General features: G+C 69.3%; 16 protein-coding genes. 9 read left to right on the forward strand and 7 right to left on the reverse strand.

All coding sequences use genetic code 11. From position 1 onward, the window contains the following. Position 1 precedes the first annotated feature (1 nt). On the reverse strand, positions 2-220 hold the full coding sequence (locus MJ607_RS09790; RefSeq protein ID WP_243075402.1) for a toxin-antitoxin system YwqK family antitoxin: 219 nt from the start codon (positions 218-220) through the stop codon (positions 2-4). Positions 221-326: 106 nt separating this feature from the next. On the opposite strand from MJ607_RS09790, the gene MJ607_RS09795 reads away from it, so the two are divergent. From MJ607_RS09795 to MJ607_RS09810, 4 genes are all read left to right on the forward strand, one after another. Next, the gene (locus tag MJ607_RS09795) at positions 327-1,184 is read left to right on the forward strand and encodes a hypothetical protein (protein ID WP_243075403.1); all 858 of its coding nucleotides are present in this window, start codon (positions 327-329) and stop codon (positions 1,182-1,184) included. Positions 1,185-1,326: 142 nt separating this feature from the next. Further along, positions 1,327-1,713: a hypothetical protein gene (locus MJ607_RS09800; RefSeq protein ID WP_243075404.1), complete on the forward strand. Its 387-nt coding sequence runs from the start codon at positions 1,327-1,329 to the stop codon at positions 1,711-1,713. 10 nt (positions 1,714-1,723) lie between these two features. Next, positions 1,724-3,124: a hypothetical protein gene (locus MJ607_RS09805; RefSeq protein ID WP_243075405.1), complete on the forward strand. Its 1,401-nt coding sequence runs from the start codon at positions 1,724-1,726 to the stop codon at positions 3,122-3,124. Positions 3,125-3,163: 39 nt separating this feature from the next. Further along, positions 3,164-3,703, forward strand: a complete 540-nt coding sequence (locus MJ607_RS09810) for an AAA family ATPase (RefSeq protein WP_243075406.1) — start codon at positions 3,164-3,166, stop codon at positions 3,701-3,703. 51 nt (positions 3,704-3,754) lie between these two features. On the opposite strand, the gene MJ607_RS09815 is transcribed toward MJ607_RS09810, so the two are convergent. Beyond that, positions 3,755-4,318 (reverse strand): dihydrofolate reductase family protein, encoded by a 564-nt coding sequence (locus tag MJ607_RS09815; protein WP_243075407.1) that lies wholly within the window; start codon positions 4,316-4,318, stop codon positions 3,755-3,757. Positions 4,319-4,500: 182 nt separating this feature from the next. Here MJ607_RS09815 and MJ607_RS09820 point away from each other — a divergent pair, with 182 nt between their 5' ends. Then, entirely contained in the window at positions 4,501-5,061 is a 561-nt protein-coding gene (locus tag MJ607_RS09820; RefSeq protein ID WP_243075408.1) for a YdeI family protein, read from the forward strand. Positions 5,062-5,148: 87 nt separating this feature from the next. Here MJ607_RS09820 and MJ607_RS09825 read toward each other — a convergent pair whose 3' ends face one another. Continuing rightward, positions 5,149-5,643, reverse strand: a complete 495-nt coding sequence (locus MJ607_RS09825; protein ID WP_243075409.1) for a helix-turn-helix domain-containing protein — start codon at positions 5,641-5,643, stop codon at positions 5,149-5,151. Between the two features lie 86 nt (positions 5,644-5,729). Here MJ607_RS09825 and MJ607_RS09830 point away from each other — a divergent pair, with 86 nt between their 5' ends. Genes MJ607_RS09830 through MJ607_RS09840 form a run of 3 tightly spaced genes read left to right on the forward strand, consistent with a single transcriptional unit; the run spans position 5,730 to position 10,149 of the window. Beyond that, positions 5,730-6,146 carry a RidA family protein gene (locus tag MJ607_RS09830; protein ID WP_243075410.1) on the forward strand — a complete coding sequence of 139 codons (417 nt, stop codon included), beginning with the start codon at positions 5,730-5,732 and terminating at the stop codon, positions 6,144-6,146. Then, entirely contained in the window at positions 6,143-7,504 is a 1,362-nt protein-coding gene (locus MJ607_RS09835) for an MFS transporter (RefSeq protein ID WP_374238049.1), read from the forward strand. The genes MJ607_RS09830 and MJ607_RS09835 overlap by 4 nt, the downstream gene beginning before the upstream one ends. Positions 7,505-7,536: 32 nt before the next feature. Continuing rightward, a complete protein-coding gene (locus MJ607_RS09840; RefSeq protein ID WP_243075411.1) occupies positions 7,537-10,149 on the forward strand; it encodes a hypothetical protein in 2,613 nt (870 codons plus the stop codon). A gap of 114 nt (positions 10,150-10,263) precedes the next feature. On the opposite strand, the gene MJ607_RS09845 is transcribed toward MJ607_RS09840, so the two are convergent. The 3 genes from MJ607_RS09845 to MJ607_RS09855 form a co-directional block, all read right to left on the reverse strand. Then, complete coding sequence (locus tag MJ607_RS09845) at positions 10,264-12,090, reverse strand: M64 family metallopeptidase (RefSeq protein WP_243075412.1); 1,827 nt, start codon at positions 12,088-12,090, stop codon at positions 10,264-10,266. A gap of 3 nt (positions 12,091-12,093) precedes the next feature. Then, positions 12,094-12,867 (reverse strand): OmpL47-type beta-barrel domain-containing protein, encoded by a 774-nt coding sequence (locus tag MJ607_RS09850; RefSeq protein WP_243075413.1) that lies wholly within the window; start codon positions 12,865-12,867, stop codon positions 12,094-12,096. An 85-nt stretch (positions 12,868-12,952) separates the two neighbouring features. After that, a complete protein-coding gene (locus tag MJ607_RS09855) occupies positions 12,953-13,813 on the reverse strand; it encodes an NAD(P)-dependent oxidoreductase (protein ID WP_243075414.1) in 861 nt (286 codons plus the stop codon). 91 nt (positions 13,814-13,904) lie between these two features. Between MJ607_RS09855 and MJ607_RS09860 the strand changes: the two genes are divergently transcribed. Then, positions 13,905-15,497 carry a DUF4407 domain-containing protein gene (locus tag MJ607_RS09860; RefSeq protein WP_243075415.1) on the forward strand — a complete coding sequence of 531 codons (1,593 nt, stop codon included), beginning with the start codon at positions 13,905-13,907 and terminating at the stop codon, positions 15,495-15,497. A gap of 9 nt (positions 15,498-15,506) precedes the next feature. Here the strand turns inward: MJ607_RS09860 and MJ607_RS09865 are convergent, their stop codons facing one another. Continuing rightward, positions 15,507-15,989, reverse strand: coding sequence for an Rrf2 family transcriptional regulator (locus MJ607_RS09865; protein WP_243075416.1), 483 nt, complete (start codon positions 15,987-15,989; stop codon positions 15,507-15,509). Between the last annotated feature and the right edge of the window lie 37 nt (positions 15,990-16,026).

Below are 16,026 nucleotides of genomic sequence, written 5' to 3' on the forward strand. Positions count from 1 at the left end.
GCTACTCCCCGAACTGCGTCTCTTTGTGGGGCGCACCGGAGCGGTCATAGGTGGTCCACGTCCCGATCTGACGACCCCGGTCGAACGAACCGCTGCGCATGATGGTGCCGTCGAGGCGGAACCACTCCCAATAGCCGTGCATCTCGTCATCCATCATCTGGCCGCGCCCTCGAACGCTGCCGTCCTTGTGCAGCTCTTCATGCGGTGTGGGCTCTGTCACCCGCTCATCCTGTCAGTGCCACCCGACAGCCCCCGCTCGAAGCGTGGCCTCCCGCGCGACCGTGAGCGGTCGTATGCTGACCCCGATATCGAGAGGGGATGCCGCGATGCAGGTCGAGATCGCCGAAGAGCGGATCATCCTCCTTGCCGACCGCTTCAGCCTCGATCACGCCGAGGGTCGGGCGTGGTCGCGCCGCGCTGACGCGTTCGGCACCGGCGCGAAGCTCGGGGGACTGCTGAATCGGGCCACCTCCGAGGACTACGAGTGCGTCTACCGCGAACGCCGCCTGCAGCCGTTCTGGCGTCTGCACGTGTCGACCGTCGCGGCCTACGAGCGCACCAGGAGCTATTCCGTCGCCGTCTCCCCCAGTGTCCGCGGCGTCGAGATCGCGGGGCAGGCCCTGCCCGTCAACCAGGGGCACATCGTGCTGACCGGCCTCGAGTCGTGCCGCGACGAGTCCGCGCGGGCCTTCGCCTTCGACGGGCTCACCCGTCTCGAGACTCCCGCCCTGAGCGCGTACGACAGCTACGCGAGTTCCGTAGTGGATGCCGAGGCTCTGGCCGCCGCGACGACATCAGGCACGGTCGTCGTTCCGCCCGACGCGAAGGCGTCGATGCTCGTGCGCGAGGTGATGGCGGGGGCCATCGGCAAGATCGACGCCGATCGCGTGCTCGAGGAGAGGGTCACGGTGGATGTCGTCGACCTCGTCTATCGGCCCGTGTACGCGTTCCGGTACCGCCACGGCGCGAAGGAAGCCGTCATCGAGTTCGACGGGCTGACCGGTGCGACCCACCCCGACGGTGCCACGTTCGAGCAGTACCTCGGCAAGATCCTCGAGCCGAAGTTCCTGCTCGACGTCGGGGTGGAGACGGTCAACATCTTCGTCCCCGGCACGCAGCTCGTGCGCATCGTCGTCGAGCAAGGCGTCAAACACCTCGCGCCGCCCCCGGCCGCTCAGACCTGATCCAGGTCGAGCTTCGCGGGATCAGTTCGAGCCTTGACCGTCCCACGGCGGGTCGGGCACGCTGAGTCGCGAGGATGTTCCTCGCTCATCGCGACCCGGATCCATCACTCGCCGTGGGCTCGTTCAGTCGTGGAGGTGAGCAATGGCGGAGTCGAACGGCGAAGTCGAAGTGCAGGTGTCGCTCCCGGTCGCCTGGGAGTCGGAACTCGAAGCCGAACTGCAGGCCGAGCTGTCCGCCGCAGGCGGCGATCCCGCGGACATCGCGGAGCTGGACCAGTCGGACGATGCCCGGTTCGAGCCGATCGGGATCCTCCTGTGGGTCGGCACGATCCTTGTCGAAGCCGCTGTCGGGTACCTCGTGGGGCGTGTGCTCGAACGCTTCTTCCGCCGCAAGGCCGCGGACTCCCCGACCCCCGTGTCGATGACCGTGATGCTCCCGGATGGGGTCGTCGTCGTGCTCAATTCGTCTGATCCTGCGGCCCTCGAGCGCGCGTTCGAGCAGCTGCGCGGCGGCTTCACCGGGACGTGACGGCGCGACCGTGCCCGTCTCCTTTCCGTCCGCGAGCACCTCTCCCTGGTCACGAGTCGTCGAGATCGATGCGCGCGATCAATGCGCGCAGGCTGTCGACGAGCTGCTCGGTCTGGCATCGGATCTCGGCGACGAGACCCTCGGCGCTGAGGAGGGGGTCGTCCGGTTCGCGGCCCGCTGCAACGCGTCCGCGGGGTGGGACCGCGATGCCCGGACCGAGTTCGCCGCGCTCGTCGGGACCCTGCTGCACGAGCTGCAGCACGTGCACGACTTCGTGGGCACCTACACCGGCGCGACGCTCGCGCTGCTCGGCCTGAGCGCCCACGTCGACGCGGCCTTCATCGTCAATCGGCTGCAGCACTGGAGCCTGGCGGGGAACAGCATCCCGATTCCCCTCGACGCAGACTGGCTCGCCGAGACCTTCGCCGACGACCGGCTCGACCGAGCGTGGAAAGCCGCCCGCGAGCAGGCGGCCGAGGCATCCCGGCTGTGGATCACTCGCGATCATCAGCATGTCGTCCCGGGAATCAGGACACGCGATCTCTTCGAGACGAGGGGTCTGCTCACTCAACTGCAACTGACGGCTGGACTGTTCGGCGCGGACATCGCGACCGCGGTCGCAACCGCGACCGACTGGCAGGGCGGTCACATCTCGTCGGGGAGATACGGCTACATCGAGCGGGTCGTCGGCAACCTGCTGGGTGCCCGACACGGTCTGGCTCCGGCGGCGGCCCTGCTGCTGGGTGCCCTCGATGAGTCGGAGCCCTCGGAGACCACCGACGGCACCTCCTCACCCGAGAACTTCTTCGCGGCCCGGGGGCCGGCGACACTCCTCGTCGACGCGGCTGCCGTCCTGCGAAAGGTTCCACCGGATGGGTGGCCTCCCGAGGTGCTCGCACTCTCCTCCGTGGAGCAGGCGCTCCAGGACTGGGGCGTGACGCAGCCACGTTCCGACCGCCTCCACGACCGGCGCATTCAGCTGCGCGCCCGGGTCACGGACCTCGCCGCGCGCCCCATTGCGACCACCGCGCCGACGGCCATGCACGCGATCGCAGCGGCGCACGCGCTCGTGGATCAGTACGACACGCTCGCGACGCTTCGCACCGATCCGTTCGACGGAGGGACGGAGATGAACGCGTGGCTCGAGGCCCTGCTCGTCGGCACGCTGCCGTCGGTCACGGTGCGTGTGCTCACCGCGGGGTCGCCCGATGGGGTGTTCCGCACTCGGTCCGCGACGGCGATCCCTGACGCGTCGCTGATGATCGAAGCCGAGCGTGCCGTGTGGCAGGTGCTCACGCACAGGCGACTCGTCACCGACAGCGAGATCGTCCGGCGCACGCGCAGCGAGATGCTCGTCGGCAGCTCGCTCAGCAATCTCCGCGTCGTCGAGCGCAACCGCGGTCGGGCTTAGACGACACCTCCTGCACGGCGGCCCCGGTACCCTCGCGACATGCGGATCGTCGTCTCAGGGACTCACGCGAGCGGCAAGAGCACGCTGATCTCCGACTTCGCGGCACGCCACCCGGACTTCGTCGTGCTGCCCGACCCGTTCGATCTGATCGATGAAGCGTGGGACGGCCCGAGCGCGGCGATGTTCGCGGCGCAGCTCCGCGTTGCTGCCGATCGGCTCGTCTCCGGCGAGTTCGGTCCCGACCTCATCGCCGAACGCGGCCCGCTGGACTTCCTCGCCTACCTGGTGGCACTCCGCGAGAAGACGGGTGCCGGCATGTCGAGCGAGCTTCTGGAGCGCTCGGCGATCATCACCGCCGAAGCGCTCCGTCATGTAGACCTGCTCGTGGTGCTGCCGCTCACCACCTCCGAGCGGTTCTGGGTCGACGCCGACGAGGACCTCGAGCTGCGAGACACGATGAACGACATCCTGCTCGATCTCATCGAAGACCCCGACCTCATCGGCACGCACGCGGAGGTCGTCGAGATCGCCGGCACCCGGAGCGAGCGGTCGTCGCTCCTCGACTCGCTCGTGAGGTAGCCGCGACCCCGAGACCTCGGCCGACGGGCGCGGGGAACGGATGCCGGGACGTCAGTCAGGCGGACCGTCCAGCACAGTCGGGGTGAACTCGACCAGTTGGAGGCGGCCATCCAGCGTGCGGATCGACTCAGGCGCCAGGCCGACATCCGGCCAGCCGTCATAGATCCGGTCGCCACCCGTCGCGCCGTTCACGACGGGGAAGATGACGACGCGATAGCGATCGACCAGTCCAGCCCTCAGAAGCGACCGGCACAGGCTCGGGCTCCCCACGGTTCGCAGGGGAATGCTCCCCTCGAGCTTCATCCTTCGCACCGCTTCGACCGCGTCGCCGGGTTCGAGGGTCGTGTTCGCCCACTCGAGCGGCTCGTGCAGGCTCTTCGAGAACACGACCTTTCGGCGGTTCGTCAGCTCGGACAGGTCCTCGGACCCCGTGCGGGCGAACTCTGCGAAGAGTCGGTACGTGTTCGCCCCCATGAGCGTCAGGTACTCGTCACGAGCATCCTCTTCGAGGAACGCGAAGTACTCGGGGCCACCCATGCCCCAGAGTCCGGGCCAGCCCTCCGCGGATCCGAACCCGTCGAGCGAGGTGATGTAGTCCACCGTCAATCGCGCCATTCGAGCACCCCTGTCCGTCGCCTGCCGTTCGCGGCGCCGCCCCTTCATCCGCAGGCGGTCGCGAGGGTCTTGCTCGGCACGGTACTCCGCCCGCGAAATGTCGGGAAGTCGATGCCCCGGCGGGCGGCGTGCGCCGGGGCATCGGCTCGTCCCTGTCTGAGCCGAGAGCTATCCTCAACCGCGTGGACAAGCCCGAACTGCACGTGGACACCGTCGCGGAGTGGGAGGCCTGGCTGGAGTCGGGCCCCGACCCGATCGGGATCCGACTTCGACTGCGGAAGACGGCGACGACCCGGCCCGGCATCACGTACGCCGAGGCGCTCGATGTCGCGCTGTGCTTCGGGTGGATCGATGGGCAGAAGAACTCGCTCGATGCCGACTACTTCATCCAGACCTTCACGCCACGTCGACCGCGCAGCCTGTGGTCGAAGGTCAACATCGGCCACGTGACTCGGCTGATCGAGGAAGGTCGCATGCGGCCCCAGGGCCAGCTCGAGATCGACCGCGCCAAGGCGGACGGGCGCTGGGACAGCGCGTACCGGCAGAGCGACGGCGAACTCCCCGCAGAGCTGCAGGAAGCCCTGAATGCAGACCCCGAAATCGCGAAGGCCTTCGCGGCGCAGTCCGCGCAGAACCGGTTCGCGATGTCCTTCCGCGTCGCCAACCTCAAACGTCCGGCTTCACGGGCCGCGCGCGTCGCCGAGTACGTCGAGATGCTCAAGCGAGGCGAGACCATCTACTGACGAGCACCGACCCCGGCAAGCTCTGACCCTGCTCGGGGTCGATCAGGATCTGGCGAGTTCTCAGCCGGCGACAGACGCTGCGTCGGCTCAGAGCAGGGCGCCCGCGGGCTGCAGGCGGTCGCGCGCGTTCTTCCACGGCTTGACCCAGGTCATCTGCTCGGCCGTGAGCACCGCGCCGCACGCGCTGCAGACCTGACCCTGCGCCGTCTCCTGACCGCAGGTCTCGTGGATCATCGCCATGTGCCCGCCGCCGTCGGGCATCGCGGTGTGCTTCTCGCCCCACACCGCCAGCTGCTGGAGCACCGGCAGAAGCTCGGCCGCGGCATCTGTCGCCGCGTATCCCTTGCGGATGCGGGCGCCGTCGCGGTAGTCGACGCGAGTGAGCAGCCCCGCATCGACCATCGCGGCCAGCCGCCGACTGAGGACGGCGTCGGCGATGCCGAGATTCTCGCGCAGCGTGTCGAACCGGCCGCGACCGTGCAGCACGTCGCGGACGATCAGGAGCACCCACGGGTCGCCGAGCACGTCGAGAGAGCGGCGGATCGGGCAGTACTCCGTCGACCAATCGGATCGAAGCGGCATCCGAGCCCCTCTCGCAGTGGCGGACGCGGTCGCGTCTCGTGTAACTTTCTTCAAGAAAGTCTACTCCGGAATTCCGAGGACCCGCCATGCGACGCATCGTCACCGTTCCCGTCCTCTCCGACGCGTTCGCGCGGCTCGGTGTGCCACTCACGCTCGTCAACACCGCAGGGCAGGCCGTCTACGTGTCGGGATTGCCGCCATACGATCCCGACACGGGCGAGCTCGTCCGCGGCGACATCGCGACGCAGACGGACACGTGCCTGCGCGCTCTCACGGCGTGCCTGGCCGCGGCGGGTGCGTCCCTCGACGACGTCGTGAACGTCAGGGTCTATGCCGCGAACGCCGGCCACTACCGGACGATCAACGAGGTCTACGCACGCCACTTCCCCGCTGACGCGCCGACTCGCGTCTTCGTCCCGGTCGCGAGCTGGGCCGGCGAGTTCGACATCGAGATCGACGCCGTCGCCTACCGCTCCACCGACGACGCGGTGGAGCGCGGATGACCCCGACGGACGGAGGGATGCCGCGCCCGGCCGACCTCGAGGACGGCGGTGCCGCCCGTGCGGCTCGCCTCCGCATCCATCCCGCGTGGTGGGTCGCGGCTGTCGCATTCCTCGCGCTTCTGGCGGCAGCGGGCTTCCGCGCAGCTCCGGGTGCTCTCATGGTGCCCCTGCACGAGGAGTTCGGATGGTCGACGACCGTCATGTCGCTCGCCGTCAGCATCAACCTCCTGCTGTACGGGCTGACCGCCCCGTTCGCCGCCGCCCTGATGGACCGGTTCGGGGTGCGCCAGGTGGTCGCCACGGCCCTCGTCCTCATCGCCCTGGGGGCGGGCGGCAGCATCCTGGTGACCGCATCCTGGCAGCTGGTCGTGTTCTGGGGTGTGCTGATCGGGCTGGGCACCGGCTCGATGGCGCTCGTCTTCGCCGCGACGATCGCCAATCGCTGGTTCGTTCGACGACGCGGACTCGTGATGGGCATCCTCACGGCAGGCTCCGCGACCGGCCAGCTGATCTTCCTGCCGATCGTCGCCGATCTCGCCGCGACAGCCGGCTGGCGCGCGGCATCCCTCGTCGTCGCTGCCGTCGCCCTCGCGGCCGTACCCCTCGTGTGGCTCGTGCTGCGCGACTACCCCGAGGATCGCGGGGTCCTGCCCTTCGGCGCCGACCCGGCGACGCACACCGCACCCGCCCGAGTCAGCGGCAATGCCGCCCGACGGGCGATCGAGGGACTCGCATCCGCCGCCCGGACGCCGTCGTTCTGGGCGCTCGCGGTCGCCTTCGCGATCTGCGGCGCGACGACGAACGGTCTCGTCGGCATCCACTTCATCCCGTCGGCGCACGACCACGGAATGGCCACGACGACCGCCGCGGGACTGCTCGCCGTCGTGGGAATCTTCGACATCGCCGGCACCATCGCCTCGGGATGGCTGACCGACAAGTTCGATCCGCGCATCCTCCTGGTCGTCTACTACGCGTTCCGCGGCGTCGGCCTCGTGCTGCTGCCCTGGCTGCTCGCCGACGTCGTGCACCCCAGCATGGTGCTGTTCGTCGTCATCTACGGGCTGGACTGGGTCGCCACCGTCCCGCCGACCTCCGCGCTGTGCCGGGAGATCTTCGGCGACCGCGGAACCATCGTCTTCGGGTGGGTCTTCGCCGCGCACCAGATCGGCGCCGCCGCGGCGGCGCTGGGAGCGGGCGTCATCCGCGACGCCTTCGGTGCCTATACCTATGCATGGTGGGGCGGCGCGGCGCTGTGCGCCATCGCCGCCCTGCTCTCGATCGTGGTTCGGCGGGCACCCGCCCGCGCCACGGCCGAGCGCACTCCCGTGACGCCGTCGGGGGGAGGGCCGATTCGCTAGCATGCGAATCGGGTGGACTAGGGGAGACTTCCGTGGCGCGCGACGAATTGCTCTACACGAACCGCAATTCCGAGTCCGGCGCGTTCGCGGCCGCGCTCGCCGCGCACCGGAGTCGACTGGACTCGGATGCCTCGCACGCGAGCCAGGGACAGAACGTGCTGGTGTTCCATGGCATGGGCGGGCTTGGAAAGACGGCGCTCTCGCAGCGGCTGCTCGAGTGGGCCGAGGGCCGATTGCCGGCCATCGAGGGGTGGGGACCTCGACCCGAGACGCATGTCGACGCCACGGTGCGGATCGATCTGAAAGGCGGAGACGGAAAGATCCATCCGGCAGAACTGCTGTACACCCTGCGGCGGCAATTGGGCGCGTATCGGAGCAGTTGGCCCTGCTTCGACATCGCCTTCGCCACCTATTGGGCGTCCATCAAGCCGGGCGTCGATTTCCCGGTCGGCACCGAGGAGGATCGGGACTTCAAGAACGCAGTGCTCGCGACTGCCGGGGCCGTCTTCGAGGACTCGCTGCCCAAGGAGTTCGACTGGCCCAGCACGGCCGCGCAGGTCGCCGGACTGCTGTTCGGGTCGCTGTGGTCGCTGTTCGATCGACGCATCCGTCGTCTGCCCGGCGTACCGGACGACTATGAGGACCTGCTCAAGGATCTGCGGGTGCTCGCCACGCCAGACGACCCCCGTCCAGACCTCGTCGAGCGCATGGTGGGCCTCCTCCTGTCGGATCTCGCCGCGGCAGATGAGTCACCCCTGATCGTCGTGTTCGTGGACACCTTCGAGAAGCTCGATCTCGATGCGCGCCGCGAGGGAGAAGAGCTGCTCAACCGCATCGCCTGGAGTCTGCATTCGATGCTGTTCGTGGTCACGGGGCGCAGCGCACTCCGCTGGGCGCGGCTCGACGGGCACACGCTTCCGCACCGGGGCGGCAAGGTGTGGCCGCTGCTGACGGTGCCGCCCGGGTCGATCGAGCCTCGACAGCACAGCGTCGGGAGTCTCACGGAGACAGACAGCTGTGCAGTCCTCGAGCACGCGTCGAGACGACACGGTCTCGGCCTCGATGACACGTTGATCCGTCGGATCGCCCACAGCTCTGGAGGAAACCCGAAGTACCTCGAGATCGCAATAGAGGTGGCGATCACCTACGTGCGAAACGACGAAGCCGTAACGGAAGCGGCCGTCACGGGGAGCCTGGAGTCGATGGTGGCGATGCTCTTCGACGGCATTCCCGCGGACGAGCAGCGCGTCCTGCGGATCGTCGCGCTGCTCGGCTCCACCGACGCGAAACTCGCGGCGGCCGTGGTCGGTTACGACCACGGGGCCGCGCAGCGAGCCCTCGACAGGTCGCTCGTGAGCCCCTCCGAATCCGATTCGACCCAGTTCACGATGCACGATTCGGTGCGGGAGATCCTGCTCGATGCCGGATACAGCGTCGCGAACGGGTGGGCCGACGACGACTGGATCAGTGCCGGCACCCGCGCCCTCGAGCACGTCCACATCCGGTGGCAGCAATCGATCGAGGCTTATCGCGACGCGGTCCGCGACGAGGACTACAGCGCGATCGCGTCGACGGCCGATCGTGCGCTGCGCGACTACGCGATCGCCATGCGGATCGTGTGCGCCGTGCCCGCCGGCATCGGGGCGCCGAAGTTCGCCGTCTACGGCGACTGGGTGACCGAGGCCCTCGTGTTCGGCCCCTCGATCGCCGGCCTCTCGGCACACGTTCCCGCGCGCTCCCGGACGGACTTGGGCGCAGCGATCCTCTTGTTCCTCGCAGGCAAGGACATCACGCTTCCCCGCGAGGAGCGTGAGGCGTCGCTTCAGCGGCTCGCGGGAGTCCCACTCCCCATCGCCCGTGTAGGCAGCCGCCACCTCGCCTATCTCTATGCCGGCGGGAGCGAGTGGGACCGATCGCTCGCGCAGTGGGATCGGCTGATCAGTGAGCGCCCGAACGCGCCGAAGTTCAGCCAACGACAGCGCGCGTACACACTCATCAGCGCGCGGCGGTACCGCCAGGTCCACGATGAGCCCAGCTGGTCGGACGACGAGATCCGCCCACGGCTGCGTGGGCGCATCCGCTACGACCATGGCAAGCCCAAGGAGCTGCTCGAGTGGTCGGCGTCACGTCTCACGTCGGGCGTCGACAGCATGAACCTGAAGGACCATCTCGAACTCGCGGGTGCGCACCTCGCGCGTCAGGCGCTCATCCGAGGCGCATCCGCCGGCGAAGTGGATGCCATGCGACTCCGCGCGGAGGCTGCCGGCCATGAGGCTGCATTGCAGGACGCGCTTCTTGCGGGGATCTTGATCGGGCACGGGTCGACCTCGACCGCGCTGGACCTGATCGAGCGCACCGACCGGGATCGTTCAGCTCGCAGAATCGCGGGTCGAACCGCCCTGGCGCGGACGGCCCTCGCCTACCTCGACGACGACCAGGCGGCGATGGAGAACCTCTGGCGCGAGGCTTCGGAGTCGGCCGAGCCGCGCACGCGCCTCTGGATCCCCGTCGAGTGCCTGCTCCACTCCCGGGGATTGGTTCTTCCCGACGTCCCTGCGGAATGGATCGGACCCTACGAAGACGTCGTGACCCGTTGGGTTGCCCTGTGGGAGAACTGGCGGCTGCGTCGCTTGACTGAAACCTGATGGAGAGGGCTCAGCCCCGCATCGACCATCGCGGCCAGCCGCCGACTCAGGACCACCTCAGACGCGGCGCGAGCCCGGAACGCGAGCACGGGGTCGGCCGATGCGTCCGGCGCCTCACCCACCGGCCCGCTCGACGGGGATCTCGACGTCGCCGATGCGCAGGATGTCGCCCTCGAGCACGACCGGCGTTCCGTCGACCTGGACTTCGAGCCCCGCGTTGAGGATCTCCAACCGCATCGGCCACTCCCACTTGGGGATCCTCGGCACCTGGATCGTCGAAATGGACTGGCGGTAGTCGACATTCGTCGGGACCAGCCTGCCGCTCGCCGTGAACGGCTGGCCGATGGCATCCCTTCCCGACGCGGAGATCGCGAAGCCGACGTTCGGGTCGACGACGGTCGCCGGGCTGCTGTTCAGCCAGCACATCCCCGCCGCGTCGAAGGTGATGTCGTAGTAGGCGTGCGCTCCGACCCGCTGTGTGGGTGCCGGAGTCCAGGTGATGCTCTGCAGCGACCAGGCCGGATCATCGTCGGGTCCGAAGTGCCCCGCGTCGAGCTGCACTTTCACGGCGAGCCGCGTGTAGTAGCGGCGTGTGCCGATCGACACCCACCCGTTGCCGGCCTTGACCCCGCCGATGTTGATCGAGGACGAGCCGTTGCTGCCCTCGACGTTGCCGGAGTCCGCGTAGTCCGAGACGACGACGTTGCCTGCGGGAGCCGGGCGGGGCAGTGCGATGGGGACATCGGCCGCCGCCGTCGTGAAGGCGGCGGTTCCCGGCACCCAGAAGTCCAGATCGGCGACCGTCACTTCGGCCAGAACGCCGACGGTGTGGTCGTAGGCGTGGGTCCACGCCTGCTGATTGACCGGGACGATCGCCGTGCGGTTCGCCGGCATCGGCATCCACGAGCCCGTGTCGACCCGGCTCGACCACACCGGGGTTCCGGGCAGACCGGCGGTGCTCGCCGTCAGAGGAACCATGTAGCCGCCTCGACCCGGCGTGATCATCACCTTGCGCGTGGGGAACGCCGACAGGCTCATGGTCGGAGCGATCACCGTCGGCGTCACGCACACCGTCGACGGCGTCCACGACGCCAGCGCCGACGTGATCGACGTCCGGCACACTCCGCAGAACGGCATCCCGGTGGACTGCATCTTGCAGCTCTCCTCCGAGCGGAACAGGCCGGTCGCATAGTATTTCGCGCCCGCGAACAGGCCGACCGTCCCGAGCGGCACCGTTCCGGGCGGGGTGGGCACTGTCGTCGTCGGCAGGATCGACGCTCCCCACGGAATGCGCGAGAGCGCGGTCTGGTCGGTGACGTTGGGCTCGTCGAGCGGACCGTACTGGAAGAACGAGAGGAAGGAGTCGTATCGGCGGCCGCTGTCCGTTCCGTCGCACACGTAGCAGGCGTACTCGTCGGCGAGACCGAGGACGTGCGCGAACTCGTGGAGGGCGGTGTCCTCCCAGCCCGGTTCGGCGGTGAACACGGCGACATCGCCCTGCACGCCGCCGTGAAGGCTGCTGTTGACGAGGACGAGAATCGAATGAACCTCGGGCAGGAATCCCGCGACCCGATTGCGCACCGCCCCGGAGTCCAACGAGATGACCCTGCGGACCGCGCCGCCGCCGCACATCGTCGAGTCGAAGTACGTCCTCGGCATGGCGCCGGTGCCGGTGGTTCCGTCGCCGCACATGAGCGGGTCGTCGATGCCGGACTGCGTCGATGCGACCTCGAGCGCGAAGACGTTGAACGTGCAGCGCAGGCCCGAGAACGGCGCCGTCCAGAACAGCGTCCGCAGGAAGGACTTGCAGTGCGACCGGAACAGCGGCATCTCGGCGGCCGTGTACCCGTCCGAGACGATCGCGATGTTGTACCGCAGCTGTCGCGGCCCGTTGTCCTGAAGGGTCCGGAACGCCAGGACCGCTCCGTCGGATGCGCCCATGGTTCACCTCACCTCGAGTCGGCGGCCGATGGAGAACTCGACGACGTTCTCGGATTCGGTGTTGCCGGTCTGGTCGATCGACCAGAACGCCAGCCGGTGCGCGCCGGGCTTCTCGACAGTGATGGTCAGACCCTCCTGCTCACCGCCGTCGTCGAGTCGGTAGAGGGTTCGGGCGACCTTCCCCAGGTTGTCGAAGGCCCGCAGATGGATCACAGCGGCGCGGTCGTACGCCGCGACTGCGTCGGAGACGGTGGTGGGCGGGATCGTGTCGGCCGCGATGGCGGCGTCGTCGATCGCCGCGCCGACCGGGAAGCGCGCGAACTCGGCCGGCACCGGCTCCTGGTCGGGCTTCTCGGCCTCGCCCCAGTCGTACAGGACGAGCCATCGCGCGTCGGGCAGGTCGGGAGCCAGCAGCGTGAACGTTCCGGACGTGCGACGCGAATCGACGTAGGCGAGTGGATGCTCAGGATCTCCCGTCCGGATTTCGACGCGGGGGTCGAGTGGATGCCGCTGCGTGCGTCGGAAGAGCACAGTCTGCTTGTCGTCCTGAAGCTCGAACCAGAAGGGCGCGCGAGGCGCTCTCCCATCGAGCGGTGCCGACGGCGGCAGGGTCATCTCGATCGGCTCGCGCAGGACGAGGGCGATCTTCCGTTCCTCGAACGAGAAGGTCAGGCGGTACGCCCGGCGATAGGCGACATCCTCTTCGAACGACGACCCCGGTCTCGTGACCCGGTCGAACGGCAGCCGACGGCCGCCCACAACGTGTTCGTCGCTCATTGCAACGCTCCCGTTTCGGTCCCCCGAGCTGAACGTACGCCTGTCGGCGGGGGTGCGCAACGACGGTCGGTGAGGCGCGGGAGCTTCAGCGATCTCGCCACGAACGCGTCGGCCGCCAGCCGAGAACGACGGCTGCACGTGAACTGTCGAAACCGCCTTCGTGGCCGGGGAAGTCCCGTCGGCGGACAGCGGCCGGGAGATGGCGGTCCAGCAGGTCACTGGTCGGAGTCTCCGAGAGCGTCTCGTCGCTGGCGATCACCAGCGCCTCGTAGCCGCGGTGCTCGGGTTGGGGCTGAAGTGCGAGCACGCATGCCCGGGCGGCGTCCTCGAGGTGGATCCAGCCCCACAGGCTCGCGGCGCCGTCGGCGTCGCTTCGGCTGTGGGCGATGCGTTCGGCCTCGCCAGAGGTGAGGATCCACTGCGGCCTCAGCGCCGTCACCGTCATGCCGCGTCGGGCGTACATCTCGCCCATGCGCTCGCTGAAGTCCTTCGAGAGCGCGTACGGGTCGACGAACTCGAGCGGCGTCCACTCGCCCACGGGGAGGGCTGAGAAGAAGAGCGGCTCCGGCGAGAACGACGTCCCGTAGACGGAACCGCTCGAAACCACCACCGCGGTGCGGATGCCCGCCTGCCACGCCTGCTCGAGCGCGTTGAAGCAGGCCATCGTGTTGTTGCGGACGAGCTCGCTGGGCTCAGTGTGCTCCGGGGTCGGGATCGCGGCGCAGTGGATGATCGCGGTCGCGCCTCGCATCGAGCGCGCAACCTGGTCGGCGTCGGTGAGATCCACGGGCGACGGTCCTTGCCGATCAGCCTCGAGCACGTCGACGCCGACGGCGCGCAGCTGCCGGCAGACTTCGCGCCCGAGCTTGCCGCGCGACCCGCTGACCCACACGGCGGCGGCTTCGGTCGCGGAGGCGGTCGGTGCGGCGGGAGTGCGACGCGTCACGCCTCGACCCTATGGCGCCGCTCCGCGGCGCTCCAGACCGCGGGCCCGCGGACACACCTGGCGCACAGGTTGACCGCTCTAAGGTGGCCGGATGTCTTTCTCTGCGCACCGGCCGGGCCGATTCGGCTCCGATGGCCGCATCGAGTTCGAGACCGACGGTGACGGACCGGACGATCTGTACCTCGACGACGTGCGCGCGCAGCAGGCCGCGGGCGAGCCGCGCGAAGAGCATCTCGACGGCCCCGAGGACCCGTACCCCGAGACGCGCGACCTCCTCGAGGACGCGCTTGCGATGAACCCGACGCAGCCCGTCGCGGTGACGGCCGACCCCGAGACCGAGAAGCACCGGATCGGCGAGTGGGGCGCGATCGACGAGCCCGCCACGGCCGGCGCGCCGGTCGAGACGCGCGCGCCGATCGAGGAGCCGGAGGCTGCGGCATCCACCCCTCCCGTTCGTGTCAAGACCGCGAGGCGTCGTCGCGAGCGCGGCACGGGATGGCGCCGGCTCGCGATCCTCGGCGGCGCCGACGGGTCGGTGCTCGATCAGGTGCCGACCGAGACGCCGCGCTTCGTGCAGATGTTCTTCGTCATCGCCGGCACGGCGCTGATCTCGGCGATCTCCATGTACTTCGCCCTCACAACGGGTGTGCGGATCGTCGCGTGGGGCGCCCTGCCGCTCGCGATCGTGTGGATGCTGATCATCTTCAACCTCGACCGCTTCCTCACCTCGACGATGCGCTCGACGCACAGCATCGGCAGGCTCATCGGCCTCGCCATCCCGCGCGTCATCATGGCGGCCGTCATCGGCATCGTCGTGGCCGAGCCGCTCGTGCTGCAGATCTTCCAGAACGACATCGCGCGCGAAGTGACGGCGACCAATCTCGTCCAGGCGCAGTCCGACCAGGACGCCGTGACCGATGGGCCCGAGAAGCAGGCGCTGGATGCCGCGAGCGAGCATGTCGCCGGGCTCGAGAGCCAGGCGGCGAGCGGTGTCGTCGCGGGAGCCGACACGACCTCGGGTGCCGCCGCCTCGGCCCAGGCGACGGTCGACGACCTCACCGCGAAGCTCGCCGCGCAGCAGCTCGTGATCGATCAGGCGCGTGCCATGTATCAGTGCGAGCTCACGGGTCAGGGCGATGTGGCCGGCTGCAGCGGCGTCGCGGGCGAGGGCGCGAGCTCGGGTGCCGCGCAGGACCAGCTCGCGGCCGCGCAGGCGGCGTACGACGATCTGGCCGCTCAGCTCACCGCGGCGCAGGGAGACCTCGCCGCCGCGCAGGCGGCCGGCACGGCGGAGGCCGGCGCCTCCGAAGCGGTCAACAAGCAGCAGGCGAAGGACGAGCTTCCCGCGGCGCGCGAGCAGTACCAGGCGGCGCTCGCCGCGTACGACGCGCGCGCGGCGGAGGTCGCGAGCGGCAACGCAGGCGCGATCGGCCTGCTCAGCCAGATCAGCGGACTCGAGCGGCTGTCGGAGCGCGAGCCGACGCTCGCGTGGGCGCACTGGCTCATCGCGGGGCTCTTCTTCATGATCGAGCTGCTGCCGGTGCTCGTGAAGGTCATGACGAGCTACGGCCAGCCGTCGCTCTACGAGCAGGCCGATGCGCTGCGGCGCCAGGTGGCGCTCGACCGCGTCACGGCGAGCAGCTGGCGCGAGCGCGCCGACATCGCACGGGCCGCCGAGGCATAGGCCGCGGGGTCAGTCGGTCGGGGCTGCCAGCCAGCCGCGGACGCGCGCGAGCACGTCGGGGCCGGAGTCCCGGTCCACCGTCGCGACCAGGTCTGCGACCGTGACGCTGCGCAGCGACCCGCGCCACGCCTCCTCCGCGGCCAGCATGGCGCGGTGGACGGCGCACGAGCGCAGGCAGTCCTCGGGGGATGCCGCGAGCGGGCCCCGCTGCCGGATCTCGGTGCACGTGAACTGCGGCTCGGAACCTTCGATCGCGAGGACGACGTCGAGGACGGAGATCTCCGATGCCGGACGCGCGAGGACGTAGCCGCCGGCCTTGCCCTGGACCGAGTGCACGAGGCCCGCCCGCGCGAGAGACTGCATCTGCTTGGCGAGGTACGTCATCGAGAGGTCGTTGAGCCGGGCGAGGGTCGCGGCGGGGACGGGCTCGGCGACGCCCGCGAGGGCGACGCACGAGTGCACCGCCCACTCGACTCCGCCCGACATCCTCATACCCGGAAACACTACTTGACTCGGATAGATGGTGTCC

This window comes from Microbacterium sp. SS28 (genome assembly GCF_022761035.1).
GTDB lineage: Bacteria > Actinomycetota > Actinomycetes > Actinomycetales > Microbacteriaceae > Microbacterium.

Coding starts and splice junctions, on each gene's coding strand:
- MJ607_RS09795 (WP_243075403.1), top strand. CDS start 327: ATGCAGGTCGAGATCGCCGAAGAGCGGATCATCCTCCTTGCCGACCGC.
- MJ607_RS09800 (WP_243075404.1), top strand. CDS start 1,327: ATGGCGGAGTCGAACGGCGAAGTCGAAGTGCAGGTGTCGCTCCCGGTC.
- MJ607_RS09810 (WP_243075406.1), top strand. CDS start 3,164: ATGCGGATCGTCGTCTCAGGGACTCACGCGAGCGGCAAGAGCACGCTG.
- MJ607_RS09815 (WP_243075407.1), bottom strand. CDS start 4,318: ATGGCGCGATTGACGGTGGACTACATCACCTCGCTCGACGGGTTCGGA.
- MJ607_RS09825 (WP_243075409.1), bottom strand. CDS start 5,643: ATGCCGCTTCGATCCGATTGGTCGACGGAGTACTGCCCGATCCGCCGC.
- MJ607_RS09830 (WP_243075410.1), top strand. CDS start 5,730: ATGCGACGCATCGTCACCGTTCCCGTCCTCTCCGACGCGTTCGCGCGG.
- MJ607_RS09835 (WP_374238049.1), top strand. CDS start 6,143: ATGACCCCGACGGACGGAGGGATGCCGCGCCCGGCCGACCTCGAGGAC.
- MJ607_RS09845 (WP_243075412.1), bottom strand. CDS start 12,090: ATGGGCGCATCCGACGGAGCGGTCCTGGCGTTCCGGACCCTTCAGGAC.
- MJ607_RS09850 (WP_243075413.1), bottom strand. CDS start 12,867: ATGAGCGACGAACACGTTGTGGGCGGCCGTCGGCTGCCGTTCGACCGG.
- MJ607_RS09860 (WP_243075415.1), top strand. CDS start 13,905: ATGTCTTTCTCTGCGCACCGGCCGGGCCGATTCGGCTCCGATGGCCGC.
- MJ607_RS09865 (WP_243075416.1), bottom strand. CDS start 15,989: ATGAGGATGTCGGGCGGAGTCGAGTGGGCGGTGCACTCGTGCGTCGCC.